This window comes from Simiduia curdlanivorans (genome assembly GCF_030409605.1).
Lineage (GTDB): Bacteria > Pseudomonadota > Gammaproteobacteria > Pseudomonadales > Cellvibrionaceae > Simiduia > Simiduia curdlanivorans.
This window is the reverse complement of sequence record NZ_JAUFQG010000004.1, coordinates 2,199,840-2,224,508: the sequence shown is the minus strand read 5'-3', so window position 1 is coordinate 2,224,508 and position 24,669 is coordinate 2,199,840. Positions and strand designations below refer to the sequence as shown.

General features: G+C 50.6%; 20 protein-coding genes. 6 read left to right on the top strand and 14 right to left on the bottom strand.

Going from position 1 to position 24,669, the window contains the following annotated elements:
- Window positions 1–101: 101 nt before the first annotated feature.
- The 4 genes from QWY82_RS09935 to pdxR all read right to left on the bottom strand — a co-directional run bounded on the left by QWY82_RS09935 (window position 102) and on the right by pdxR (window position 7,252).
- Complete coding sequence (locus QWY82_RS09935; RefSeq protein ID WP_290261802.1) at window positions 102–1,517, bottom strand: sulfotransferase family protein; 1,416 nt, start codon at window positions 1,515–1,517, stop codon at window positions 102–104.
- A 178-nt stretch (window positions 1,518–1,695) separates the two neighbouring features.
- Window positions 1,696–4,083, bottom strand: coding sequence for a TonB-dependent receptor (locus QWY82_RS09930; protein WP_290261800.1), 2,388 nt, complete (start codon window positions 4,081–4,083; stop codon window positions 1,696–1,698).
- A 163-nt stretch (window positions 4,084–4,246) separates the two neighbouring features.
- On the bottom strand, window positions 4,247–5,101 hold the full coding sequence (locus tag QWY82_RS09925; RefSeq protein WP_290261798.1) for a carbon-nitrogen hydrolase family protein: 855 nt from the start codon (window positions 5,099–5,101) through the stop codon (window positions 4,247–4,249).
- Between the two features lie 327 nt (window positions 5,102–5,428).
- Entirely contained in the window at window positions 5,429–7,252 is a 1,824-nt protein-coding gene (gene pdxR, locus QWY82_RS09920) for a MocR-like pyridoxine biosynthesis transcription factor PdxR (protein ID WP_290261796.1), read from the bottom strand.
- A 183-nt stretch (window positions 7,253–7,435) separates the two neighbouring features.
- Between pdxR and QWY82_RS09915 the strand changes: the two genes are divergently transcribed.
- Entirely contained in the window at window positions 7,436–8,767 is a 1,332-nt protein-coding gene (locus tag QWY82_RS09915) for an IS4 family transposase (protein ID WP_290259347.1), read from the top strand.
- Window positions 8,768–8,815: 48 nt separating this feature from the next.
- Here the strand turns inward: QWY82_RS09915 and QWY82_RS09910 are convergent, their stop codons facing one another.
- Together QWY82_RS09910 and QWY82_RS09905 are read right to left on the bottom strand one after the other, a co-directional pair.
- Window positions 8,816–11,188 (bottom strand): TonB-dependent receptor, encoded by a 2,373-nt coding sequence (locus QWY82_RS09910; protein ID WP_290261794.1) that lies wholly within the window; start codon window positions 11,186–11,188, stop codon window positions 8,816–8,818.
- 54 nt (window positions 11,189–11,242) lie between these two features.
- A complete protein-coding gene (locus QWY82_RS09905; RefSeq protein WP_290261792.1) occupies window positions 11,243–12,826 on the bottom strand; it encodes a tetratricopeptide repeat-containing sulfotransferase family protein in 1,584 nt (527 codons plus the stop codon).
- Window positions 12,827–13,027: 201 nt separating this feature from the next.
- On the opposite strand from QWY82_RS09905, the gene QWY82_RS09900 reads away from it, so the two are divergent.
- The 4 genes from QWY82_RS09900 (at window position 13,028) to QWY82_RS09885 (ending at window position 17,690) form a co-directional block, all read left to right on the top strand.
- The gene (locus QWY82_RS09900) at window positions 13,028–15,088 is read left to right on the top strand and encodes a Na+/H+ antiporter NhaC family protein (protein ID WP_290261790.1); all 2,061 of its coding nucleotides are present in this window, start codon (window positions 13,028–13,030) and stop codon (window positions 15,086–15,088) included.
- A 2-nt stretch (window positions 15,089–15,090) separates the two neighbouring features.
- Window positions 15,091–16,398: an NAD(P)/FAD-dependent oxidoreductase gene (locus QWY82_RS09895; protein ID WP_290261788.1), complete on the top strand. Its 1,308-nt coding sequence runs from the start codon at window positions 15,091–15,093 to the stop codon at window positions 16,396–16,398.
- 175 nt (window positions 16,399–16,573) lie between these two features.
- Window positions 16,574–16,960, top strand: a complete 387-nt coding sequence (locus QWY82_RS09890) for a hypothetical protein (protein WP_290261786.1) — start codon at window positions 16,574–16,576, stop codon at window positions 16,958–16,960.
- Between the two features lie 136 nt (window positions 16,961–17,096).
- Window positions 17,097–17,690, top strand: coding sequence for an HAD family hydrolase (locus QWY82_RS09885; RefSeq protein ID WP_290261784.1), 594 nt, complete (start codon window positions 17,097–17,099; stop codon window positions 17,688–17,690).
- On the opposite strand, the gene QWY82_RS09880 is transcribed toward QWY82_RS09885, so the two are convergent.
- Window positions 17,675–17,908, bottom strand: a complete 234-nt coding sequence (locus QWY82_RS09880) for a hypothetical protein (RefSeq protein WP_290261783.1) — start codon at window positions 17,906–17,908, stop codon at window positions 17,675–17,677. The genes QWY82_RS09885 and QWY82_RS09880 overlap by 16 nt on opposite strands.
- Window positions 17,909–18,043: 135 nt before the next feature.
- Entirely contained in the window at window positions 18,044–19,135 is a 1,092-nt protein-coding gene (locus QWY82_RS09875) for a PQQ-dependent sugar dehydrogenase (protein ID WP_290261781.1), read from the bottom strand.
- 69 nt (window positions 19,136–19,204) lie between these two features.
- On the opposite strand from QWY82_RS09875, the gene QWY82_RS09870 reads away from it, so the two are divergent.
- Window positions 19,205–19,675 (top strand): hypothetical protein, encoded by a 471-nt coding sequence (locus QWY82_RS09870; RefSeq protein ID WP_290261779.1) that lies wholly within the window; start codon window positions 19,205–19,207, stop codon window positions 19,673–19,675.
- Between the two features lie 46 nt (window positions 19,676–19,721).
- Here QWY82_RS09870 and QWY82_RS09865 read toward each other — a convergent pair whose 3' ends face one another.
- From QWY82_RS09865 to QWY82_RS09840, 6 genes are all read right to left on the bottom strand, one after another.
- Window positions 19,722–20,516: an SGNH/GDSL hydrolase family protein gene (locus QWY82_RS09865; RefSeq protein ID WP_290261777.1), complete on the bottom strand. Its 795-nt coding sequence runs from the start codon at window positions 20,514–20,516 to the stop codon at window positions 19,722–19,724.
- Between the two features lie 391 nt (window positions 20,517–20,907).
- Window positions 20,908–21,606, bottom strand: coding sequence for a DUF3581 family protein (locus QWY82_RS09860; RefSeq protein WP_290261775.1), 699 nt, complete (start codon window positions 21,604–21,606; stop codon window positions 20,908–20,910).
- 141 nt (window positions 21,607–21,747) lie between these two features.
- Window positions 21,748–22,539 carry a PhzF family phenazine biosynthesis protein gene (locus tag QWY82_RS09855; RefSeq protein WP_290261773.1) on the bottom strand — a complete coding sequence of 264 codons (792 nt, stop codon included), beginning with the start codon at window positions 22,537–22,539 and terminating at the stop codon, window positions 21,748–21,750.
- A gap of 126 nt (window positions 22,540–22,665) precedes the next feature.
- Complete coding sequence (locus QWY82_RS09850) at window positions 22,666–22,878, bottom strand: hypothetical protein (RefSeq protein WP_290261771.1); 213 nt, start codon at window positions 22,876–22,878, stop codon at window positions 22,666–22,668.
- Window positions 22,875–23,519: a hypothetical protein gene (locus QWY82_RS09845; RefSeq protein ID WP_290261770.1), complete on the bottom strand. Its 645-nt coding sequence runs from the start codon at window positions 23,517–23,519 to the stop codon at window positions 22,875–22,877. Before QWY82_RS09845 ends, QWY82_RS09850 begins: the two co-directional genes overlap by 4 nt.
- A 313-nt stretch (window positions 23,520–23,832) precedes the next feature.
- Window positions 23,833–24,615: a substrate-binding periplasmic protein gene (locus QWY82_RS09840; RefSeq protein WP_290261767.1), complete on the bottom strand. Its 783-nt coding sequence runs from the start codon at window positions 24,613–24,615 to the stop codon at window positions 23,833–23,835.
- Window positions 24,616–24,669: the final 54 nt, after the last annotated feature.

Sequence of the window (24,669 nt, the reverse complement as noted above, 5' to 3'; positions counted from 1 at the left end):
AAGCAGTGCAGGGCATTTAATAGCGCCAGTTCTACTGTCTCAACTAGTCCAGTTGTGAACTCTGGAAATTTAAGGCGGCAACTAAAATGAACGGTGATTGCCTAAGAGCCTAACTGACGTAAGTAAGGCGCTAAATGTGCCGTAACATGGCGCCAAGGTTCGCTGGCTTGTTGATGGATAGGTGCGCGAATTTGACTGGCACTGGCGGTGGCTGAAAAATGTACGTTTGCATTTTCCTTTTGCTTTTCTGCAAGACCTATCGTTACACATAATTGGGAGAACTGAGCATCCCAATCAGCCACTAAGACTTCATAATTTAGCCAATGTACACCACTAATTTTTTGCTGCCACTGACTCATGAGCTGCCGGTAAGCTCGTACATAACGCCCCAGCTCCACTAAATCGTAAGAGTAAGGATAAACTCTGCCAAACAATTGCCGATACAAGGCAAAGCCCATGGCGCGATCATCACGGTGTAAATGAATAATCTGCGCATCCGGTAATGCAGCCCGAATGAGAGGTATATTGAGCCCGTTAATGGGCAGCTTATCGGTAAAAAAAGAGTCGCTTTGTAAATGTGCACTTAGGGTCATGTAGCGTCGACCAATGGCATTCATATTAAGGCCATAAACACCTTGAACAAACGCCTCAGGCGAAACTGGCGGCGCGCCAATTTCCTCACGGTATTGCTGCATAATTGCATCGTTTAGGTAAGGCAGCTCGCCACCCGCTCGCACACCAGACATTGCCGCTAACCGCGCCTCCAATAAACTGGAACCGGTGCGCGGTAAACCTACAATAAAAATCGGCTGACTCTGCGCAGGTTCGGGTACAAAATCTGTCGAGACCTTGGGCTCGATTTGAACAGAGAGCGCTTTTAGCATGCGTTCATCTCGTTCTATTTGGTAAGAAAAACTTGCCCTTTTTAAGCGCGAACCTTCAGCCAAATGGTGCATAACGCTACCCCATTCACCTAAGGACTCATAATGTCGAGCGACAGCGTAGTGCAATGCTATCGCATTCTCCTTAGGCAAAGGAGATTGCTGCAATGACTGCTTGATTGTTTCAATGTGACTTTTTTGAGACTTACCCGGCGCCAATTCAGCGTAAATTAGCTGCGCCTCGCCTTGCGTAGGGTCTAACTCCAGTGATTGAGATAGCCAATCAGCGGCCTCGGAAAGATGGCCGCAGTGCCGCAAGATCATTCCATAGTTAGATAATACTGTCGCATTATGCGGCGCGATTCTCGCAGCAATTAAAGCCGCCCTACATGCCTCCTCTGCCCATTGAGCAGCATGCAGTCGGCGTGAAATATCCACCCACACATGAACATCTAACCTCAGCGTCTCTAGCCGCGTAAGGAGTAGCCGCATGGCTTCAACTTGATTCAACGCGATACAAACTTGAACCCGCAGGGGTAAAAACACAGGCGAGTAATCATCACCTAAATAACTGAGCAACCCAGAAAAATCCCTGCGCTCAAAAAGTTGTACCGCATGGTTAAAATGAACAGTCATAATTTTACTGTAGATAACATCAGCATTGGTTATCGAGTTAGGAATTATCGCCAAAGCGCTGCCAGCGCGTGCATGAATACAACATTTAAAATGTACTGGCAATTGCGACCTAATACAAATATTTAGTCCCATTTAAATAAAAAAGGCCGCTTGCGCGGCCGTAAGGGAATTAAAAAAACTAGCGAAAGTAGTATTTTGCTGACAAGCCTAGAGTGCGTGGGGTGGCCAGATAATTGCGCTGATTGTTACCGTAGTAGTTCTCAAAGACATTGGTATCGGTGCTCATATAAGCGCTTGGGTAACTACCAGTGACTCCGGCTTCGTTGAAAATATTGCGAGCATAGAGAGACAGCGTCCATTTTTCAGCCTGCAAGGCCACCGATCCGTTCCACAGTGAAAAACCATCAAATGTTTCTTGGATGCTGGTATCTTGCACTGAGTTTATAGAGTCTGATTGGTAGTAGCCGGCAATACGACTATTGAGCGACAAGCCATTACTCAACTCATGGTGATGATCCAATGAAAGCGTCACCACATGCTCAGCCGTGCTCGGCAAACGATGCCCGTCTTCTGAAAGTACGGCCCCTGACTGCGGACTGATAAGGTCTGCGGTTAGCTCGGCGCTGGTAAAGGCATAACCGGCATTAAGGTTCAGATTGTCTGTTATGGCGTAAGTTACCTCCGCCTCGACACCTTGTGTTTTAGCCGACTCGCCGTTAGTCGCGATGAAAAAGCCCCACCACGTAGTCGCGGTATTTAATTGCGGATCTTTCCAATCCACGTAATAAATATCGGCGGAGTATCTCAATCTATCGGTCGTACCTTTAATACCCAGCTCGTAGTTATCGACGCGGTCCGCTTTATAAAACATCACGGTTTCTGGGTTTAACTCGGCAAAAAATCCACTTGCTGGCACCGCATTGGCGCCACCACGTCTAAAGCCCTGTGAAAAAGTAGCATATAACATAATGTTTTCAGACATATCCCAAGACGCATTGAGCTTGCTGAGTACACCATCTTCCTCCTGAGCAGGGAAGTCTTCATAAGGCACCACCACACCTTCAAACAATGGGAAGTCCATCGCAGTACTGTTGGTCAGTTCATTATCAAACCAACGCAGACCACCCGTTACGCGCAGAACATCGCTTAAGTGCCAAGTAAGCTCACCGTAAACAGCCAAATCAGTGAAGGTTTCTTTGCGGTCGTAGAGAAAATCAATTTCAGATAAAGGTGCACCTAACCACCAAGCACCATCGGCGATACAGGCGGCGCCGAGCGTGGTGCAAGCCTCGGAGTATTCATTCAAACCAAGTAAGTAACTAGTATTAGTCGTAGATTTATCCTGGTCCATGTAATAAACGCCAGCCACCCAATCCACGACGCTATCATCTGCATTAGAAACTAAGCGAAACTCCTGCACCAATGCCTCTTCATCGTAACCGGCATTAACGTAGGCTACGGGGCGGGGATTGCCTGGGTAGAGCGAATCAAACCAATCGTTACCTGTCACCCATAAGGACGTGTTGTCACGCCAGCCATTTCCCTCATGGGTATAACTTGATGTATTGCTCGTGAGTGTGGCGAAACCCATCTCCCATTCCATATCAAGACTGGCTAATTGCACATCGCGCTCTGAACCTTCGAGCATAGTGGAACCAGACTCATAATCACCGTAAGCGTTACCGTTGTAATCGGTACCCGAGGTTGTGCTGCGACGAGCATCTACTTCATCGCGCTGGGTGCGCAAACTCAACTGCAGATTAAAATTATCGGACGGTTCAAAGCGCAATGCTGCATGGGCATAATCAATTGAGACACTGTCGGCATCTTTTTCCTCGGTGTAACAACTTCCATTAAAGGCCACTTCCGTTGCACTTAAACTTGAATCTTTAGCAGATTTGCAGCTACCGTCATCGGCTGCGACCACAGGCCGACCATCGGCTAATTCATACAGGTTGACGTAATCGATTACACCAGCATTTTGCACTGTGCCGACCGAAACACGCAGCGCCACTGTATCGCCAAGGGGTAAGTTGATCATGCCATCGGCAGAATAATTTTGGCCATCGCTACCTTCGGTCATCGAACCAGTTCCCGCCACACTGGCATCAAAGCCTTCTGTGCTAGGTTTGTTCATGAGATAGCGCACAGTGCCGCCTAACGCACCTGAACCATAAAGCGTACCTTGCGGGCCACGCAGCACTTCGACTCGATCGATATCCTTCAATAAAAAATTGGCAAACAAAGGTGTTTGATCAACATAGCTGGCGACGGTGGGTACCGCAGAAAGACCTATGTCACCATTGGCGCCATTGTCTACGTTAATACCCCGAATCACCATGCTATTCACCACACCAGCATTGCGCTGGCCGCGATCTACCACAGAGATGCCGGGAATGGTGCGCATTAAGTCTGTAGCATCCACAATATTTTGTTGTTCAATATCACTCCCTTGTACAGCAGAAATATTGTAGGGAATATCTTCAATGGCCTGTGCTCGCGCGCTGGCGGTAACAATGATTTCTTCCAAGAAAGCGTCTTGTGCAAAACTAGTGGCCGGAAGCATAGGCACTACTGCAGTAGCGCACGCCAACCAAAGTGTATTACGAGAAAAAACTGTATTTTTATGCATAAATCCCTCGACCTTTATTATTAAATTCAATGATGAACACTATGAGCCAGCAGTTTTAACTACCATAGAACCAGTTGCCGTTTTTTCATGAGTCCAGTCAACTGCTCTTCAGTGGAACCACTAACTCACCCAGCTGCTGCAATGTCGCTGAATTTTTCACGCCCTCTGTATAAGGTGGAAAATTAACATCGCAGTCGCGCCAACTTTTCAGAACTTGGCCAAGATTTTGCCAGCCGCGCTCGCGACAGCGACGCAAGTAATCGAGATCCAATTCCACTGCAATAATTTCTCGCACCTCGCCGGCCTCGTGAATAATTTCACCACCAGGGCCTGCCACCACAGAGCGACCATTGCCAAGGCGCCCTGCCACGTTAATATCAATAAAATATACTTGGTTCGATACCGCATTGGCGCGCACCAGCGAAACTTCCACATCGCGATCGATGGTATTGGTCATGGTTGGGTGAATGATAACTTCGGCCCCCATCCAAGCGAGCGTGCGCGACACCTCGGGAAACCACATGTCGTAACAAATAGATACGCCAAAACGACCCACCTCAGGCACGTCGAATACGCAGCATTCGGCACCGGGCGTAACGCCTTTTTCGTAGGGAGTGAAAGGGAAAATCTTGCGGTAGCTAGTGACTTCAACACCCTCGGGGTTGAACACTGGCGTCACGTTATAAACTCGCTGACCTTCGGCCACAAACAGCGAGCCGGGAATTAACCAAACACCGTTGTCGCGCGCCGCGGCCGCAAGCTGGGCAAAAACCTCGTGATCGGCGCGCACAGCATTATCCGTGGAGGGGCCAAACAGCGCCAACTCACCCACAACAATCATTTGTACCCAAGGGAAGCGCTTTTTAACGGCGCCCACTTCCTTGACGATTTCATCGATATTATTTTGGTTATTTAGTGCAAGTTGTAAACCGGCAACAGCAAATCGGCTCATGCAACGACCCCTTGAGTGTTTTCATTGGCCATGCGCCAAACAGAGCGCTGCGCCAAACTAAGGTCAAGCATAAGAAATCAACAGGGAGATAATTAGAACCAGTTTGGTGCTTGTGATAGCACCAGTTAGGGCACTACTTTTCCATGCCTGTTGCGTGCCCAAGCTTGGCGCCCGCGCTAGTGGCCGTCACCCGCTTGGACGGGGTGTGGAAACTAGATGGACATAGTCACGTGGTGTCATTGGTGTTGGCGCTAAGCCCATATTGAAGCGATAAGCCAAGAAGTTGAGTCAATTTTTAGGCTTAAAACCCAAACGTAATTGCGCCAGTTAAGCTCGGCTTTCGTGGGTGCGAATAATACCGCTATCGATAAAGCTGCGATCCGACCCATACCAACGGATTTGTTCTTGCTCAATCACGGTATAGAAACTGCGTGGCTCACCGAATGACCATAGGTTCCACTGCCGGTGAAATTGATCATCGGCCACCCACCAGCGCCCCTCATCCTGCTCTTCATTGGCAAAGCCGGCGTAACCAACCATGCGACCATCGGCAAACAAATCAATGGTCAGGGGCTGGCCGTACACGGTTTTAGTCAACAAGCGCGCGCCGCTTAGGGCTTCGGTTAACGGCGCACTGGTCAACCAGCTCGCCAAGTCGACATCCAGGGCATCTTCTGGCGGACTCGATAACGATTTGATTAGCTCGGCTAACTTGGCAATTCCGGGTCGAATTTTCTCCAGCGGTAAGCTGCTCACGCCGAGACGAAAACAGGGTGGTAGATCAGTTTGCGCGCCGTAGAAATGCCCCACAGGTTCGATAAGAATGCCGCGCTTATCGGCTTCTCGGCACAGATCATCCACGTGCAAACCCGGCGGGCCCTGCACCCAACAGCAGGTGCCGCCCTCGGACTGCATGGTAAACACCGCCTTGGTGAGGTAATAATTTAAGGCATTGCGCAACTCGATCCAGCGGTCTTTGAATATTTTTTGCAAGCGCCGGGTGGTGGCATCGAAGTGGCCCAGCGATAAAAATAATGCGGCCGTGCGCTGATTATTGGCGGCGGGAAAGCGCGACATTAGGCGCCGCTGCTCGCGCACCGCGCGAATCAACTCGGGTGGGGCGATCATAAAACCCAAGCGTAAACCGGCCGACAAGGTTTTCGACAAACTGCCTAAATAAATAACGCGACCCTCGGTATCTAAGCTTTTTATCGCCGCGTGAGGGTTGCCTAAAAAATTGGTTTCACTGTCGAAATCATCTTCGATGATCACCTGATCAAACTGACTCGCCTGCGCCAAGAGTTCAACCCGCCGCTCCGAACTCAGGGTAACCGTGGTGGGCACTTGATGGCTGGGCGTCACATAGACGTAGTGCGCGCTACCATCATTTTTCGCTGTTTGTACACCGTGATGATCCACGGGAATAAATTGTAATTTTGCGCCTTCGCGCTGCACCAGGCTACGAAAATCTGGGTAACCCGGCTCTTCCACTGCCACCCTTGTGGTATCGGTAAACAAAAGTTGCGCTAGAAGGGATAAACCTTGCTGCGCGCCATTGGTAATTAGTATTTCATCCGAGCGCGCGGATATGCCCCGGCGCGGCAATATTTTTGTTCTAATTTGTTCGATCAAGAGCGGGTCATCGGCGTCGCCGCGCGCCTTAGACCAATCGTGAATTTCGCGCACACCGAGAGACAACCGGCTGGCCTCGCGCCACTCGGCCACGGGAAACAGCGACTGATCAAACTCCCCTTCTAAAAACGGGAAGGGATAATCTTGCCAGTTAGGCGGTGTGACAAATACGTCGTCGAGTGCGCAATAATGGGTCAATCGTTCGCGCCAAAAGGTGCCGGCAGCGGGGTTCGGAATACGATCGGCCAACTGCGTCGGCAAATCCACCAACATCGCCTCGTTAACGTAAATACCACTGCGTTCGCGGCTAACTAAATAGCCCTCATCAATCAATTGTTGGTAGGCGAGCACCGCGGTATTGCGTGCAATACCTAAATGATCGGCGAGCTTGCGCGATGAGGGTAATCGCTTGCCCGGTGGGATAAGTGCCTTTGAAACAAGGTCGACAATTTGCTGGCGCAGTTGCGCCTGCAGATTAAAGTCTGAATCGCCTTCAAGGCTGATGAGGTTTTCCAGCATCTGCTTTCTCACTGCCTACAATAATACTTTTGTACCAGCAATAGCATGAAAGCACAAGCTCACACGTGCTAGGTGCAGGCATAAAAAAAGCCCGCAAACTGCGCAATGCTGTTCACTTAAGCAATTGAATTAGAGCAGGGCTTTGTAGAAAATCCGGTGATGGGAACATCATCGGATTTTTTTATGGACTTTCAGAGAGATCTGCTCGACCTAAGTGACCTCTTTAACTTCTCTGACGTTAGCTCATTCACGCAAAACATACCTATCGAGTGGATTGAGTCTGCACTGCGCTTGAGTGCCTCCGCGACGATTAGACGACGCCGACTACCATCAGACCAAGTGCTCTGGCTTGTCTTAGGTATGGCGATGTTTCGCAATGAACCTGTGCATGAAGTGGCTAGACGTTTAAATATATGCGCACAAGGCCTGGCCTCTGACAGTCTGTTAGCTCGAAGTGGTGTCACTAATGCCCGGAAACGACTGGGCTCCGAGCCCGTAGAGTGGTTGTTTCGACAAACAGGTACGCACTGGGGGCGCGAACGCTATTCGGAAGATGAATGGAACGGTTTGAGGGTGATGGCGGTAGATGGGGCGCTATTTCGCACCCAGGATACACCAGAGCTTCGAGAGCACTTTGGTTCGGGTAATACGTCATCTACGCGGCAAACGCCGTTTCCCATGTTGAGACTTGTCGCCTTGATGAACGTGCGCTCTCATATCATGGTTGACGCTCAAATTAGTCCTTATCGTCGAGGCGAAATCCCACTTGCTGAGACCTTCTTATCAAGCATTCCGGAAAGCTCTGTGACCTTGTTTGATAAAGGTTTTTGGAGTGCAAACTTCATGCTAACACTCAGCCAGCAAGGCTCTGACCGCCACTGGCTAATACCAGAGAGAAAAGGGCTCGTACATGAAGTCATTGAAACCTATGGCGATGGTGATGAGCTTATTCAAATGAAGGTTTCCCCACAGGCTAGAAAGAAGAATCCCGAGCTGCCAGAAACATGGCAGGCTCGAAGAGTTACTTACAAGGTCAAGTCTGGTGTTAAATCGGTGATGACCTCTTTACCTGTTGAGAGATTCAGCGCGGCTCACATCTCAGAGCTTTACAAAGAGCGATGGGAAATAGAGCTTGGATTCCGAGACATCAAAAGCGCTATGCAAAACAATGCGATTACGTTGCGAAGTAAGAAAGTTGATCTGGTGTACCAAGAGCTCTGGGGGTTGTTACTGAGCTACAACATAATTAGGCGGGAAGCCTCGATGGCGGCGGTAAGTTTTGATCGCGCCCCGTCTGAAATCCGCTTCAAACCGGTATGTGATTATATAGCGGTTCAGTTGATTGTGATGGCGGCTTCTAATCCTATATCTGGAACGGGTCGACGACTGTCAGAGCTGAGGTCAGGTATTGGCAGCCTGTTTTTAGAGAGGCGTCCGAGGCCAACAACCCCTCGGACCGTTAAAATATCAAAGACCCGATACCCAGTAAATCGCAATGCCGCTCCTCTTAAGTGAACAGCATTGCGCAAACTGCGGGCTTTTTTATCGAACTAACGCAACCACTTACTCCCATTCATAACCGAAGCTAACACCAATGGTGCGCGGACGGCTCATACCGAAGAAGTGGGCCGGGACCAGCTCACCATTGTTATTCATTCCATCATAGGTGTTCTGGTCAGTCAGGTTTTCCACGTAGCCGATAACAGACCAACCGTCATCTGCGCGGAAGCCCGTGCGGAAACTCCACTCGTTATAAGCGGCAATTTTTGTCTCCGCCAGTTGTTCATAACCACCGCCACGCTCAGACTCCCAAGTCACACCTAGGTTGCCTATCCACTGTCCTCCGTTGACCGGAAAATGGGCATTAAGCACCGCGCTCCCCGCCCACTCTGGCGACCAAAATAGCTGCACGCCCTCACAATAACTGTAAGTATCTGGCATGGTTTCCGGATCGTAGTCGTCCAGTTCGCAGATGGGTGCCATGTGGGTAGCTTCAGTATCTAAATAACCAATACCCAGGTAAAGATCAAAGTTATCATTTAACGCCGCCATCACTGTAGCCTCAACCCCTTTGCCCGCCACTTCACCGGCGTTGAGCACGCGCGACGGAAAGTCATTACTAGGTACCTGCAGATCCTGATACTGGTAGGCAAAGGCCGTCACCGTCACATTAGCCTTCCCGTCCATCAGCGTGTCCTTATAGCCGATTTCGAAAGAGTCTACGGTTTCTGGTTCAAAAGTATCGAGTGGGAACTCACCTTGCTGTACACCTTGATCGACGTCATAGCAGTCCGCTACGCTTTCCTCGGCACAGCTAGAAAAATCCATACTAAAGGTGCCGAAGCCACCTGGTTTATAACCCTGAGTGAAACTGGCAAAAATCATTGCCGTGTCATTGGGGCGCCAGCGCACCAGTGCGCGCAAGGTGGTATCGCTCCAACTATCGCTTTGCTTAATGGTGCCATCGGTGGTATAGCCATAGGCATACCATGGCCCTAGGTAACTGTCGGGCATAGGCACATTTTGACTGAAGGTCTTTTCATCTTTGGAATAACGCGCGCCGATGCTAGCATCCCAGCGTTCATTAAAGGCATAGGTCAGATCCACATAGCCGGCCCAACCCTCATATTCACCTACCGCGTTATTGCCTTCATCGAGATAGCCGGTGTCGCTCGGGTAAAAGTCTGTGTAATAGTCGCTACAAGATGAAGCATAGTAATACATACAAATAGCCTCTTCCGTGGTCCGGAAAAGGAAGTTAGCATCAATATTTTCTTTGTAGTAAGAAACGCCTGCGTACCAAGAGAGCGCATCGCTACCGGTTGACGTTAATCGGAACTCCTGCTGGAAATAATCGCCGGTCTGGTCCTGATGATAGTTTGATAAATTAACTGAGGTGCCATCGTAGTCTTCCGAATAGTAATAATCGTGGTCTTTGTAACCAGTGTTAGACACCAATTCGGCAAAACCTAGGTCGTAACTCAATTTCACACCTAAGCTCAAGATATCGGCATTGTCCGCGTCGCCACCCTGCAGATCCACATCGGCGTCGCGTTCGCCGCCAAGGGGCATTGTATCGTTGACCAAGCCACTATCAAGCAACCCCTGCCAAGTATCGCCTTGGTTAACAGCACGATAAACCGAGCCCGACTGCTCGCGCGTTTCGTATTCAACCGTGGTATCTACGCCAAGCTTGCCGCTCTGGTATGCGGTAGACCAACGAATAGCCGACTTATCGTGTGCAATTAAATCAGGGCCACCGGCAAAGTTTTTAACGTAGCCATCTTCTTCAGAGTGATAACCAGCCACACGCATAGCAAAACTATCGTTCACCGGTAAATTGATCGCACCTTCAACAACACCATGACCACGCTCGCCAATATCGACGTCGATATAGCCCGAGTTAGTGCCGCCAATTTCCGGCTTAGCAGTATGCACGCTAATAGCGCCGCCAATGGAAGAGCGACCAAACAAGAAACCCTGCGGCCCGCGCAGCACTTCCGAGCGCTCCATATCGTACAAGCTGGTTACGGCAGCGCCGTTACGGCCCTCGTAGAAATCATTTTTGAAAAACGCTGCAGAAGGATCGCCGCCCACGCCAAAATCTTGGGTGCGAATACCGCGAACGCTTACCGCATCTAAAAAGGAATCTTTCGAGTTACCAGTAATACCGGGCGTAATGTTAATGAGATCTTTAACATCATCGAGGTTATTATCTTTGGTGAAATCACCGGAGAACGCAGAAATTGCCAAGGGCACATCCTGCACATTTTCCGCGCGCTTGGTGGCGGTTACGGTCACTTCTTCGAGCCAGCTTTGCGCCTGCAAACTGGCAGACATTCCGGTACCCAGCAGCGCAGCCGCTACGGCTGTCGCTAAGTGACGACGCTTTAAATACTTCGGTTGGTAGCTATGCATAGTGTCCTCGTTTTTCATTGTTATCCCCAAACATGTTGTCATAGAAATCAAGTGGCGATTTTTAGTACTTAATCATATTGCGATGTTTTCATTGCTGAGTGCTTGCAGCATAGGCTGCAATTGTTGTTGGTATTTTTTCCAGCGCCCGATAGAGCGGGTATGCGCTGGCTCACGCACTTGCGCAGCGCTTGCGGTAGATACAGCGCCGGTTTGCTGATGGAAATTTAAGCAAGCATCTTGCCAAGGTAACTCTAAGTATTGGATAAGCGCACGCGCATTAGGCTCAATATCTTGCGCGGTGGCCTCATAGGAAATATCAAAGAAGCGTCCCGCAAAGCGCTCGCGATATACCGCCATTAATTTTAAATAACGGCTGTGGTGGCGTGCCATTTCAGCTTGATCGTAGGAATGCAAATAAGCATCGGCGAAAAGCTGTTTGAAGCTGGCAAAGCACGCATCCATCGGTTCGCGGGTTAAATGCACAATCTTTGCCTTGGGAAACGCCTTTAATATAAACGGAATCAGTAGGTAGTTAACCGGCAATTTATCGACAAACCTCGGCGTGCCGCCATGCAAGCGTTTAGTTGCCTCCATGTACACGTCGCCTACCTGTTTGAAATCTAAATTCATCGAGGCTTCAAACATTTGCGCTGAAAATCGTTTCGGATCTCGATGATTATTCAGCCTGCGTAAACTCATACCAAACTGCTGCAATTCGCCGGCCGAGGTAACATCGCTATGGCTGGTAATAATACGCTCTATCAAGGTTGTGCCTGTTCTCGGTTGGCCTAATACAAAAATAGGTGCGCTGTGATCCGAGCCCTGACTATCGGCCAACCACTCTTCAGTGCAATGTTCAATAAGATAATCAAACATCAGCTGCTCGGCAGCCTCGTCGTACTCAACCGTATTTCTGCGCGCTTTGGCTCCGGCCATAAAAGCTTCAATAGCGCTGTCCCAATCCTTTAAATCTTCACATTCTTTGCCAATAGCGTAATGCAAAAAAGCCCGTGGGCGATCCTCCAATCTAGGCTGTAGCAGTAACTTCTGCATGACTTCTATATGGCTATGATCTGTTGCCTTACGCGCTGCAGCCAATGACCAATGGGCTTGCGCGTGATGGGGAATACGCGTTAACACCGACTGATACAGGCTTTCTGCCGCCGCAATTTCGCCGTGATAAACGCGGTTATTAGCCAAGTTAAGTGAATACTGCGGCTGCTCAGAAGCGCCGGCAACGGCCTGCTCAAACTGGACTTTAGCACGGCCGTGATCGCCCATGCGGGTATAGACAGTGCCCAATAGATCTTGCACGAGGGGGTCGGATGAGCCGTGTTTCTCGGCCTCTTTGAGTGCCTGATCGGCGCGGTTTACTTGCCCTTCTTCGATGAATAATTTTGCCAACTGCGCCCACGCGGCGGCGTGATCCGGCTGCAATTGGGTGACCGAGCCAAAGGCTTGCACGGCAGTAAGGCGATCGCGCAGCGACAGCGCCACCAAACCCACTAAAAAATGAGCCTGAGGAATACGGGGGTTTTGGGCAATCACCTGTTGGCACAATCTCGCGGCCTCTTGGGGCCGACCTTGATTCAGCAGCGCAAAACCCTGTTTAAGCAGGTCTTGCGGCGCCAATGGCGTGCGCGTAGCGTGTTGCATCAAAATACATTTTTCTCGTGTTATGTGTCTGTTCGGGGCTGTATTCAAGTGTGAATACCGCCATACATCCAGAGCCTTTATATACAATGCTACACAAAAACCCAATGGCTGAAACACGCCAATTGGCAGATTGCTTAGATTTCATCCAACTTCCTACAATCCGAATAATCATTCAATACCCAAACTGGGTCAAGAGGATAATTGCTGGCGCAAGCGGCCAAGCTTGGTTACATTCGAGCCATTCAAACGATAAATTCAACTTTGACCAACGGGCGCACCATGCAGCACTTATTTTCCCATTCACGGACGTTATCCGTATTTTTCCTAATTTTATCCACTTTTTTACTGATTTTTTCTCAGCCAAGCCTGGCCGAGGAAAGCCATACCTCGGTCTGGACGCTGCCCAAAATTGCCCTTCAAGGCGTTCCTTTTAGTATCGATATCGCCGATGCCACCGAGCTGCAACAGCAAACTTTATTCATTCAATTGGACGAAACCATCTATCAAGGCGAGTTAACCGACGGGCTACTCACCTTTTCCGGCCTCATTACAGAGGCCGACACAGCCCAGGTGATACTGCTCAGTAATGGCCACCAGCTAGATAGCGCCAACATCGCCACCCTACCCGGCTGGTTCTCCCTGATCCCAGCGCTGATGGCCGTAACCATGGCGCTGCTACTGCGCAACGTGATGATTGCCCTGTTCGTTAGCCTGATCACCGGTATCTGGATGCTCTACGGCCTGACGCTACCGGGCTTAGGTATGGCGATTTTGGACGCCTGCCAAGTCTATGTGGTGGATGCACTCACCGAGCGCGAACACATGGAAGTGGTGGTTTTCTGCTTCTTAATCGGTGGCCTTGTGGGCATCATCTCGCGCAATGGCGGCACCATGGGAATCGCGGAGCGCATCACCCGCGTGGTTAAGAACCGCTCACAAACTCAGCTTTCCACCAGCTTTTTAGGGCTGGCTATCTTCTTCGATGACTACGCCAACAGCCTTATTGTCGGCAATACCATGAAGAAAATCTCCGACACCATGCGCATCTCCCGAGAGAAGTTGGCCTACATCGTCGATTGCACTGCGGCGCCGGTTTCCGCCATTTTGTTTGTCACCACCTGGATCGGCTTTCAAGTGGGCGTCATCAACGACGGCTTGAGCACCATCGTAGGTTTGGACGAATCCGCCTACTCGGTATTTTTGAACTCCCTGCTGTACAGTTTTTACCCGATATTGGCCATCGTGTTTGTGCTCTACATCGCCGGCACGGGCAAAGATTTTGGCCCCATGCTCAAAGCCGAGCGCCGCGCCTTTCACACTGGCAAGGTGTTGAGCCCAGCCATGCAGCAAGATTCAGGCCCAGCGCCGGAAGAGAAAGACATGGAGGCTAAAGCAGGCGTACCGCACCGCGCCATCAATGCCGTTATCCCCATGTGTGTGCTCATCGGCGTGACCATGGCCGCGATCTATTTCACCGGCCTCGCCAGCCCAGACCGCGCCGACGACTCGCTGCGCGAAATCATCGGCAACGCCAACTCCTTCGCCTCCATGATGTACGGCTCAGTGGCCGGTTGTATTGTCGCGCTGCTGATGACCATGGCGCAGCGCCTGCTCAGCGTGCACGAAATTACCGACGCCTGGTTCGCCGGCGCCAAAGCCGTGATGCTGGTGATCTTCGTGCTGACATTGGCCTGGTCGCTATCCGCGGTGAACACCGAGTTGCACACCTCTGACTTCCTCATATCGGCCCTGGGCGACACTCTAAACCCGAATTTAATGCCCTTCATCATCTTCCTTTTAGCCGCCTTTATGGCCTTTGCTACCGGCTCCAGCTGGGGCGTGATGGGCATTATGATGCCCATGGTGGTGCCTTTGGCTTGGGCGGTACTGGTGTTCAACGACATGACCGGCGCCGAGCATATGCACATTTTCTATTCGTCGGTCTCCGGCGTGCTTGCCGGCGCTATTTGGGGCGATCACTGCTCGCCATTGGCCGAGTCGACCCTGCTATCGGCCATGGCCTCCGGCTGTGACCTGATCGACCATGTGCGCAGCCAAATGCTGTATTGCTTGGTGGTGGGCGGTGTCGGCATGCTCGCGGGCACCCTGCCCGCTGGCTTTGGCGCGCCTTGGTGGCTGTGTATGATTATCGGCGCGGTCGCGCTTTGGCTGGTGCTACAGTTCTTTGGTCAACGGGCCGAAGATCCACTACCACACCCACACAAAAGCCATGCCCATAAGCCCGATGCCGAGCCAGCCTAGCAATGTCTGCAGGCATAGATGGCGCGCCCGCTGCTAGCTACTGGCGCGCCACCGCCACCGAGCCGGATTACCGCACACCAGCACCGAAGGCAGTTTACGATGCCGCCATTGTTGGCGCTGGCTACACCGGCTTAACTGCCGCCATCGCACTGGCCCACAAGGGTCTAAGTGTCGCACTTATCGACGCTCAACAACCGGGCTGGGGCGCCAGTGGGCGCAATGGTGGCTTCTGTTGCCTTGGCGGTGATCATTTGGGCATTGGCGCTATCGAAAAGCGCTTTGGTACCGAACAAGCGCAGCGCTACGTGCAAGCACAACTCGCCGCCATCGCACAGGTCAAACGCAACTGTGAAGATTTCAACATTAGTGCGGATATCTGCGGCATCGGCGAGACTCTCTTGGCCCATCGCGAAAAAACGCAGGCGCAATTGCACCAAACCCAAGCGGCGTTTCAGCAACACTACGGACTAGAAGCGCAGCTACTTTCATCGGTCGAACTGAAACAGCGTGGCCAATGCGCCAGCGCCAGTTTTGCCGGGCTACATATGCCGGCAGGCTTCGGTTTACACCCGCTCAAATATTGCTACGGCCTAGTGCGAGCGGCGCAAAATTTAGGCGTGGATTTTTATAATAACCACACCGTCGCCGCGCTCAAACACACATCAGGTCGCCGGCAACTGAACACAAGCCGAGGCCAGCTAAACGCGCGAAAAGTACTGATGGCGACTAACGGCTACACCCAAGACGCCATGCACCCCAGCCTCAACGGGAGGGTGTTGCCTGCGCTCAGCAACATTTTAGTCACCCGCCCCTTAACGCAGCAGGAGTTAGACAGCCAAGGCTGGTGGTCGACCAACCCCAGCTACGACACCCGCAACTTGCTGTATTATTTCCGCCTACTACCAGATCAACGGTTTTTATTCGGCGGCCGCGGCGGCATTCGACAAAGCGAGGCCAGTTTTGCGGCCAGACGCAAGCAGCATGGGGTAGATTTCCAGCGCTACTTCCCCGCTTGGGCGCAAGTTGACGTAGACTATTTTTGGCGCGGTCACGTTGCATTAGCGCGCCAGCAAACACCCCACATCGCAGCACTGGGGGATGAACTTTACTGCGCACTGGCGTACCACGGCAACGGCGTCGCCATGGCTAGCTGGAGCGGCCACAAAGCCGCGGCATTAATGCTAAAAGATGCAGCTGCCATAGCCGAGGTTCCTGCATTTATGCAGAACAAGCCCAAGGCCTTTCCGCTGCCGCAACTGCGCACGGGTTATCTTGCCGCCGCCTATTTGGCCTATAACTGCGTGGACTGAAAAGTGAATTGAGAAGTGAATTGAGCCGTGGATTGAGAGAAGCCCTTAGCGAGGTAGATCAAAAGCCTTTAGCGTGGTGGATAAAAGCCCTTAGCTGGCTGGACTAAACGTCCTTAACCAGGTGAATTAAAAAATCCTTCACCTTAAATACACGCGACATTTTGCGCCGGATGCTATGAAACAAATTACTGTCAAATTTCTACTCTACTCAAGCCTTGGCATCGGCCTGTTAGCGGTGGTGTTAATTGCCGTATTGACGCTTTTATGCTGGTTTACCCCCACGGTAACGGTGGAGAATAACAGCCGGGAAATACTTTCAGCCATCGTGGTTGAGCTACCCTCGAACACCTTGCGCTTCGACGATATTGCGCCCGGCGAATCGAGTGAAATTTTTTATGACGCGGCACAAAGCGAGGGGCAGTACCGGGTAACGTTAAAGCGTGGTGCAGAGGCAATGCAGACCGACTGCGGTTCAATTAATGAAGGCGAATGGGGCAAGCGCATGGTGATCTCTGTGCACAGCGACGCCGTGATCAGCTGTAAAGAGCAGCTTAGGTTTTAATACTTAGTTTTAATATCCAGTTTTGGGATGCTAGGGGTTTAACGCTAGAGCTTTAACGCCAAAAAACTAAGCCCTAGAAAATAACATCACAATACTGGCATTATGGCGCAAACCCGACGATCACCTAGGACGTACAGTGCAGCGATTAAACGGCATTATCTTTGACCTAGACGGCACCCTAGCCGACTCGCAGCTGAACTTCACCGCCATCTGCGATGAACTCGCCATCCCCCATCAAACACCGCTACTCGAATATCAACAAAGCCTGTCTTGCCCGCACGCCGTGGCGAGAGTTCAAAGCGTGATTGAAAAACATGAAATGGCCGGTGCCGCCTGCGCGACCTGGATTGCAGATGCCGAAGCCGTATTAAACAAACTCGCCGCCGCCAAGGTGCCCATGGCCATTGTGACGCGCAACATGCGCAAAGCCACTCAGCTTACGGTGCAAAAACTCAAGATTCCGATCGAGCTGATTATCACCCGCGAAGATTGCCAAGCAGTAAAACCGCACCCAGAGGCGTTGCTCAGCATTGCCCAGCAGTGGCAAATTCCAACACAACAACTGGCCTATGTAGGCGATTATAAATTCGACCTAGAAGCCGCACAGCGGGCCGGCATGCGCGCTATCTTATGGCGCAACCACAGCAACGCTCATTTTATTGCCCAAGCAGATCACGCAATAGAGCGCTTCGAAGAGCTTTTTAATTACCTGGATCAGGCGTCTATATAATTCGCATCAAGATAATCGGCATCAAGCGCTTGCGCCGCCAACTCAGCCTCGCGATAAGAGCCGTGCGAGGAAATAGGCTTCATAATACGAAACACCACAAAGCGACCGCGCACATATTCAATGGTGTGGGGTGATACGTCAGTTGTTCCTAAAAGGCCGCGAATATTGTAAATCGCCTGATCCGGTAACATCGAATCTTGGGTTAAATAAATGCTCATGAATTGGCTCGCACTGGTGTCTCAAACATGCGAGCTATTCTATCGACTGGTGCACACTTTCCTATTCACCTGAAGCACTAAGCCAAGCGGCCTAGGCCGCTTGTTCAATCGCCTAACATCGGCGTTATGCGTGATCTATTGCGCCTTGGGCGTCACTTTTAACAGTTTGCCTCTATCGCCATCGGTGAGTAAATACAGTGCGCCCTCCGGCCCCACATAAACCGCGCGAATACGCGCATTTAAGTCGCCGAACAGCGACACCTCTGCAGCCGGCGTCGCACCCTGCATTTGCACCCAGCGTACTTCTTTGGCTTTCAGCGCCGAGGACAATAAGTCGCCCTTAAAGGCTGGAAACAAATCCGCGTTGTACACCGCCAGCGACGAGGGCGCGATAGAGGGTGTCCAATTGACCAAGGGCTGCTCCATGCCCTCGTATTCGGTAAAGGGCGTAATAGAGGCACCAGAATAATCGCGGCCATAGGTAATTATGGGCCAGCCATAATTTTTACCCGGCTCGAGGATATTAATTTCATCGCCACCTTGCGGGCCGTGTTCATTGGCAAATAATTGCTGCCGCACCGGATCGTAAGCCACGCCCTGCGGGTTGCGATGGCCAAGGGAATAAATAGCGGGATGATAGCCTTTTCTATCAAAGAAGGGATTGTCTTTTGGAATCGAGCCATCGTCATTTAAGCGAACAAATTTGCCCAATAAGCTATCGGTTTTTTGCGCTGACTCGCGAAAATCAAAGCCATCGCCAACCGCCATCACTAAGCTGTTGTCTGGTAAAAATGCCAACCGCGCACCATAGTGCACCGGCGTATTTTTCAACGGCTCGGCGGTGAATAAAACTTCCTGATCGACAAAGGCGCCTTGCTTAATTCGCCCGCGCACCAAGCGCGTGCCGTTGGCGCTACGCTCGCCCCAGGCAAAGCTTAGGTAAACCCAACCATTTTTTTCATAGTCAGGGTGCAAAACAAGATCCTGATAACCACCCTGGCTACGCACTAAGGCCTGCGGCACGCCGGTAATCGGCGCCGATAGCGCTTTACCGTCGAATATGCGAAGCGCACCAACTTTTTCAGCAATAAGTATCTCGCCCGAAGGCAGAAACGCGAGCGACCAAGGCGATTGGAGCTGATCTGTCAGCGTTGTTATATCAAAAGTCGGCGTCGGTTTTACCGCTTGTTCAGCGACGCTCGGCAGTGCCAGAAAAAAAGTAGCCAAGATTAAAAACGTGCTCGCCTTATAGCAATGGTTTATGCTCTGCAACATATCTAGCCTTTTGGTTTATCTATGAATAATCAAGAACGAAAAGATAGCACGAAAATGCGCTGTTTAGTTAGCTGGGCAAGCGCCAGCTGCGTGGGATTTGTCGCCGCTAGTCTGTGCCACTCACAACAGGTGCAAGCCCAATTAATCAACCTCGGCGCCCATATCGACTTTAGCACTCGACTAGCAGCCATGGCCGACGACCTTGTGGGCCTTAGCCCCACCTACTTGCCGATAATTGCCGTAGGTTTTGCCATAGCCTTCTGTGTTGCGACATTCACCCGAACAAAAACCACATGGCCGCCGGCCCTGCTCTTCAGTTTGGCCGGCGCTGCAGCACTTGGCTGTATTTTAGCGCTGATGCAACCGATCATGGAAATAACCCTGATGGCCGGCGCGCGCGGTTGGCTTGGGCTTGGCTTGCAAATAGCCGCCGGCGCATTGGGTGGGTTAACTTACGCTTATCTGGTTCAACCTCGCCCATTCAATGAATAGAAAACGATCCAAATAATTAAATAAAACAATTAAACAAAACAAACAATTAAACCAGTACCTGCTCAAGCGCTTTAGTCACGAGTTTAAAGCCGGCTGAATTGGGGTGAATTTCATTGCGCCAGTGCTTGTCCGTTAATAGCCCCTGAGTATCCACCACGGTTAAGCGAGCCCCGTGCTTGGCTTGCAGCTCAAACAACATCTTTCGAAAGGCGCGCAGCAGCAGCGCCGCAACCTCCGCCATCAACCCAACGTCGCGATAACCCAAAGACTTAAAAATCGGGTAGATCCAGGACTCGCCGATGGGAAACACATCAAACAGGGCAAATCCCTTTTTCGAAGGCCGAGGGAAATCGTAAGTGTGGGTTACTAATCGAATCGCTTTATTCTTGGAAAACTTCGCCAAGCGATAGATGAGCTCTTCATAGGTTGCCGACAACTGTAACAACTTAGCCTGCAGCCTTTCTTCATAGACCGCGCCCTCAGCGGTCATATCGGCATGGTAGGGGCGGATAAAATAATCCAAATCGTAACGCCCAACGATATCGTTGCCGCCGCCAGAAAATAATAAATAGTCATAGGCGTGCGCTTGCAACCGCTTCATCAACGCGTGCTTCTGCTCGCCGCTGAGCATGGTCAAGGCTTCATCGCCATTACTCGCCGTCGCGTATATCAGTAAATCTTTTCGCTTGGCTAAATGATGAATAACATTCGATGCCCGGCCAAAGGCCAAATAACGCCTTGGGTAAGCAAACCAAGAGTCGCCTTCGGCCAATATTTTTAAGGCCTTAGGCTTGGCGAGCACCAACTGGTCGAACTGATGGGAATCTGAGGTATAGGGCATGGGGCATCCTTGTCGATAAGATTCGAGAATAGCGGCTCAGGCGGCAGTTTAAAAGAGATGGTTTTCTGCATGCAGGCAGAAAATGGATTGGAAGATGATGACCAGTTGCTAGTTACAAATCTCTAGGGAAATCGAAGGTGGGATCTTCGAAACAAGGCGGGGGGCCGCCCCCTACAAGCTACAAGCTACAAGGCGGGGGGCCGCCCCCTACAAGCTACAAGCTACAAGCTACAAGCTACAAGCTACAAGCTACAAGCTACAAGCTACAAGCTACAAGCTACAAGCTACAAGCTACAAGCTACAAGCTACAAGCTACAAATTATGATGGCACAAAACTTAGGTCCGCAAGGGCTTTGTTGCTTTTACTTTTACTTTTGCTTGCGGCTTGCGGCTACAACCTTAATTTACGCTCGTCATAATAACTCACAACACCCGCCACATCCGCTTCATTAAATTCGCGCAAGCCGCTAAGCACTAAACTTTTCTCGCCGCGCCCAACCACTTGCGCACCATCTTTAAAAATAAACGCCACCTTAACCTGACCACGCTTGCCGTCCACCGTCATCTTGGAACCGGCGGCCTCGAGTTGTAAATCGGCGATATCGAGGCGATCGAACTGTAAATGCATGGACTGATAAATCACCATCGGCCGCGCTGGGTTAATCATCACCCCGTGTTCGCGCCACAGGGGCACCAAAATATGGGGAAAGGTATGGCCCGAAAACGCCACGTAGGCGCGCGTTAACTGCTCGGCCAGCTCGGGGTTATGGCGCTGTTCGCCGGCACGGGACATCGCCATGTAGCGCTTTTGGTTAGCATCCAACACGCGTACTTCACTGGCGTCTGCATCAAAGTGCAAATTCACGCCGTCTTGCACCATATCGGCGAAGGTAAAATCCATGGTTTGGGCGAGGCCGCTGTGGGCTAAGGTGAGGGCAAACAATAAATCGCCGGGCACACAAAAACGCTTGGCGTCTACGTCGTGAATCGGGTTGAAATCATCGGCAATTTTCTTGGCAAAACGGCTTGCCTGCTCTCGGGTGAAGGAAAATTCTTGACCAGATTGCTGAAAAAAGTCATCTAACCACATAGCACATGCCTGATAATCGAGCGGAGGCGCGATTATACAGGCTTCACTATTAATGCAAAGTCTTGCAGTTGCTTAGCACCCACAGGCTAAAGGTTATTCCCGGTATGAGCTAACTGACACTGAATGTCATGGCGTGGGCGTTTAAATGTTAATAACCCCCTCCATATACAGCACCGCCTGCCCCGCCACATTGACCTTATCGCCAACTACCCGGCACTGGAGTTGACCACCGCGCTTCGACACCTGCAGCGCCTTAAGCTCTGCTTTACCTAACTGATCCGCCCAATAAGGCGCCAAGCCCGCATGGGCAGAACCGGTAACAGGATCTTCATCGCCGCCATTGGCGGGCCAGAAATAACGCGACACGAAATCCACCTCGCTATCGGCTGCGGTCACCACCAGATCCAAAGGCGCGAGTAATTTAACCTTTGCCAAATCCACCGCAACATTTTCAACCTCGGCGCGCGAGGCTAGCACGGCGAAATAAGCCTGGGTATTTTTCAATACCGCCACAGGTTTAATAGAGAGACCTTCCAACAGCGGCGCGGGCACAGACTCAACCAGGGCCGGCTGACGATTGGGAAACGCCATCTCAATAAAGCCATTCGCCTGCTTCACTAAGCCGAGGCTACCTACCGCCGGCGCCGTGAAAGTTAGGCGCTCCAGTGCCTTATGATTGCGATACAGCACAAAAGCCGCCGCGAGCGTAGCATGGCCACAAAAATCAATTTCTTTAAGGGGAGAAAACCAACGAATGGCATAGGTGGCGTCGTTTGTTTTTACCAAAAACGCGGTTTCCGAGACATTATTTTCACTGGCAATATTTTGCATCACAGTATCGGTTAGCCAGCTATCGAGAATAATCACAGCGGCGTAGTTGCCGGAAAATACAGTGTTGGTAAAAGCGTCTACTTGCCAGATGTTGAGTTTCATGGGTAAGAACCTAAAAAGTAATAACTATCTTTGTCATGATGAGTTATTGGTGATAGAAATACAATTTTAGCGGGTCCAATTTTTCACTGCTATTTTTTAAACCGAACTCCATATCGTCGGTTAGCGCTAGAGAGATCCTATGGAGCTATTGGGCTGGTGATGCACTACACGCCAATGGGTGACGAACTCCGCGGCTTGGGTTGTGGAGAAACCTGAGGCGATTAGGGCGTCCTCTACATCATCTTCATCCGTAAGAATTTGACCTGATTCTTTGTCCCAAAAGTCAGCATAAGCGGCTTCTGATAGTTGAGCGTTATAAAATAGTTCATTCGTATTCATTCAATCACTCCATTGATTTTCTTTAATGTATTTTTAAAACCTCTAAATGAGTCGCCATTAATCAACCATCTATCCTTGTTTCCATCTCTCGGGCACGACTCAGAAGTCAGCCAAACTTTATAGAGCCGCACATTGAAAGGGCTAATCCCCGTATTCTTCATTCCCGAACTGAAGTCGACATAACGTGCCAATATCGCGCCCGATTGCACATCTACAATGCGATCTTCGCGCTTGCGAATACCGCGCCCTACATCCCAATTGCTAAACACCCATTCAAAACGCTGATTCAGCGGCACATGGGTATAACTACCGTCATTTTTAAACTTGGCGTTTTCGATAGACACCAGGGTTTCGGCAATGCCCGGATTTTCAGCTTTCCACCCTTCGATTGTTTGGTATTGAATGAAGCCGGCATCATTTTCGCAGAGTTTTTCATACTCCCATAAAACGGGGAGATCCCAGAAGAGCACGGCGAGAAGTGCTATCCCCAACAATGCAGAGAGCAATCGCACTTTTAACCGGCGGGCGCTTGGTGCCATTGACAAAGAAAATATCAGTGTAACTAAAAAAGCAAAGAAACAAGGGATCAGCCAAATTAAAGGGCCCAGCAATAGCAATACCAACAGCAACGCGTCAAACATACTTCAATCCAACTTTCGTTAGTTAACTTTCACATTGGAAGCAATCACCCCTCATTCCGTCAACCCTGCCTGCGCTTAGTACTGCATGGGTGGATGAAACATTAGATAATTGTTGCATATCGGTTTGTACTTTTGCGGCATGCTACCCCATAACACACGATACAACCGGCTCAAATCTTACGTTCAATACACAGACAATTACAAGGCACCTAATCTCAGGCATTCAACCTAACAGATGATCACTAAGGGTAAGTGAAAGGATGAAGATGAAAATGAAGACAAAGATGAGAGAAAGTTAAATATAACCAAGCCGCTACTGCAACGGCGGAATATCTGTTGCGCCCACGTCTGTATGCCCGGCGGGGAATAGCTCGGGCCGAGATTCTCGCAGCTGATCAATTGCCCGCTGAAAATCGGCGACTAAATCGGCGTCTACATCCTGACTAAACGCATAATACAGAGGCGCCGCGCGTAAATTGGCAACAACTTCGTAATCATTTGGGTTGGCACCAATGTTTTTAAGGAAGCGATTGGCGCCACGTGGATCAATCGGCCATAGGTCAATGCGGTCGGCAACCAGCATACGGGCAACGTTTGTTGATGAATTTCCCCGGGTTACCATCTTGTCATCGATAGAAAATCTCCCAAGAAATTCTTCCGCCACATCATCTCGCACCAAGCCAATACGCAAATTCTGTAATTGCGCGGCCTGTGTTATGCGCAACTTTTTACTGCGCTTTGCAATCAAACCCAGATAATCGTAAGTAAAAGGGCCTGCCCATTGAAACTGCGCCTCGCGTTCACGGGTTCGGGTTGTCATAAACAGTGCACGATTCGGCCCCTGCTGTAACTCGCGAAAGGCGCGAGCCCAAGGTAATATCCGAATGTCTTCACGCACAATGGGCTGACCTAGTTGGCGACCCACTTCGAGTAACAGCTCCACAGAGGCGCCTTGCAATTGACCATTTTCTAGGTAGTTATAGGGCGGGTAATCTTCAGTCATGAACACCAGCTTGTCCAGCTGAGCCGCGGTAGACATTGGCCAGCTAAACAACCCAATCACGCAAAATACGGCGCACATGTAGCCTATTGACATTCGATTGCTCCATATAAGGTTCACTTTTCAATGAACATTGCAGACATTGAACTG

Coding starts and splice junctions, on each gene's coding strand:
- QWY82_RS09925 (WP_290261798.1), bottom strand. CDS start 5,101: ATGAGCCGATTTGCTGTTGCCGGTTTACAACTTGCACTAAATAACCAA.
- QWY82_RS09865 (WP_290261777.1), bottom strand. CDS start 20,516: ATGCCCTATACCTCAGATTCCCATCAGTTCGACCAGTTGGTGCTCGCC.
- QWY82_RS09910 (WP_290261794.1), bottom strand. CDS start 11,188: ATGAAAAACGAGGACACTATGCATAGCTACCAACCGAAGTATTTAAAG.
- QWY82_RS09860 (WP_290261775.1), bottom strand. CDS start 21,606: ATGTGGTTAGATGACTTTTTTCAGCAATCTGGTCAAGAATTTTCCTTC.
- QWY82_RS09880 (WP_290261783.1), bottom strand. CDS start 17,908: ATGAGCATTTATTTAACCCAAGATTCGATGTTACCGGATCAGGCGATT.
- QWY82_RS09890 (WP_290261786.1), top strand. CDS start 16,574: ATGAAACAAATTACTGTCAAATTTCTACTCTACTCAAGCCTTGGCATC.
- QWY82_RS09905 (WP_290261792.1), bottom strand. CDS start 12,826: ATGCAACACGCTACGCGCACGCCATTGGCGCCGCAAGACCTGCTTAAA.
- QWY82_RS09850 (WP_290261771.1), bottom strand. CDS start 22,878: ATGAATACGAATGAACTATTTTATAACGCTCAACTATCAGAAGCCGCT.
- QWY82_RS09855 (WP_290261773.1), bottom strand. CDS start 22,539: ATGAAACTCAACATCTGGCAAGTAGACGCTTTTACCAACACTGTATTT.
- QWY82_RS09845 (WP_290261770.1), bottom strand. CDS start 23,519: ATGTTTGACGCGTTGCTGTTGGTATTGCTATTGCTGGGCCCTTTAATT.
- QWY82_RS09915 (WP_290259347.1), top strand. CDS start 7,436: ATGGACTTTCAGAGAGATCTGCTCGACCTAAGTGACCTCTTTAACTTC.
- QWY82_RS09870 (WP_290261779.1), top strand. CDS start 19,205: ATGAATAATCAAGAACGAAAAGATAGCACGAAAATGCGCTGTTTAGTT.
- pdxR (WP_290261796.1), bottom strand. CDS start 7,252: ATGCTGGAAAACCTCATCAGCCTTGAAGGCGATTCAGACTTTAATCTG.
- QWY82_RS09930 (WP_290261800.1), bottom strand. CDS start 4,083: ATGCTTCCGGCCACTAGTTTTGCACAAGACGCTTTCTTGGAAGAAATC.
- QWY82_RS09935 (WP_290261802.1), bottom strand. CDS start 1,517: ATGACTGTTCATTTTAACCATGCGGTACAACTTTTTGAGCGCAGGGAT.
- QWY82_RS09895 (WP_290261788.1), top strand. CDS start 15,091: ATGTCTGCAGGCATAGATGGCGCGCCCGCTGCTAGCTACTGGCGCGCC.
- QWY82_RS09840 (WP_290261767.1), bottom strand. CDS start 24,615: ATGTCAATAGGCTACATGTGCGCCGTATTTTGCGTGATTGGGTTGTTT.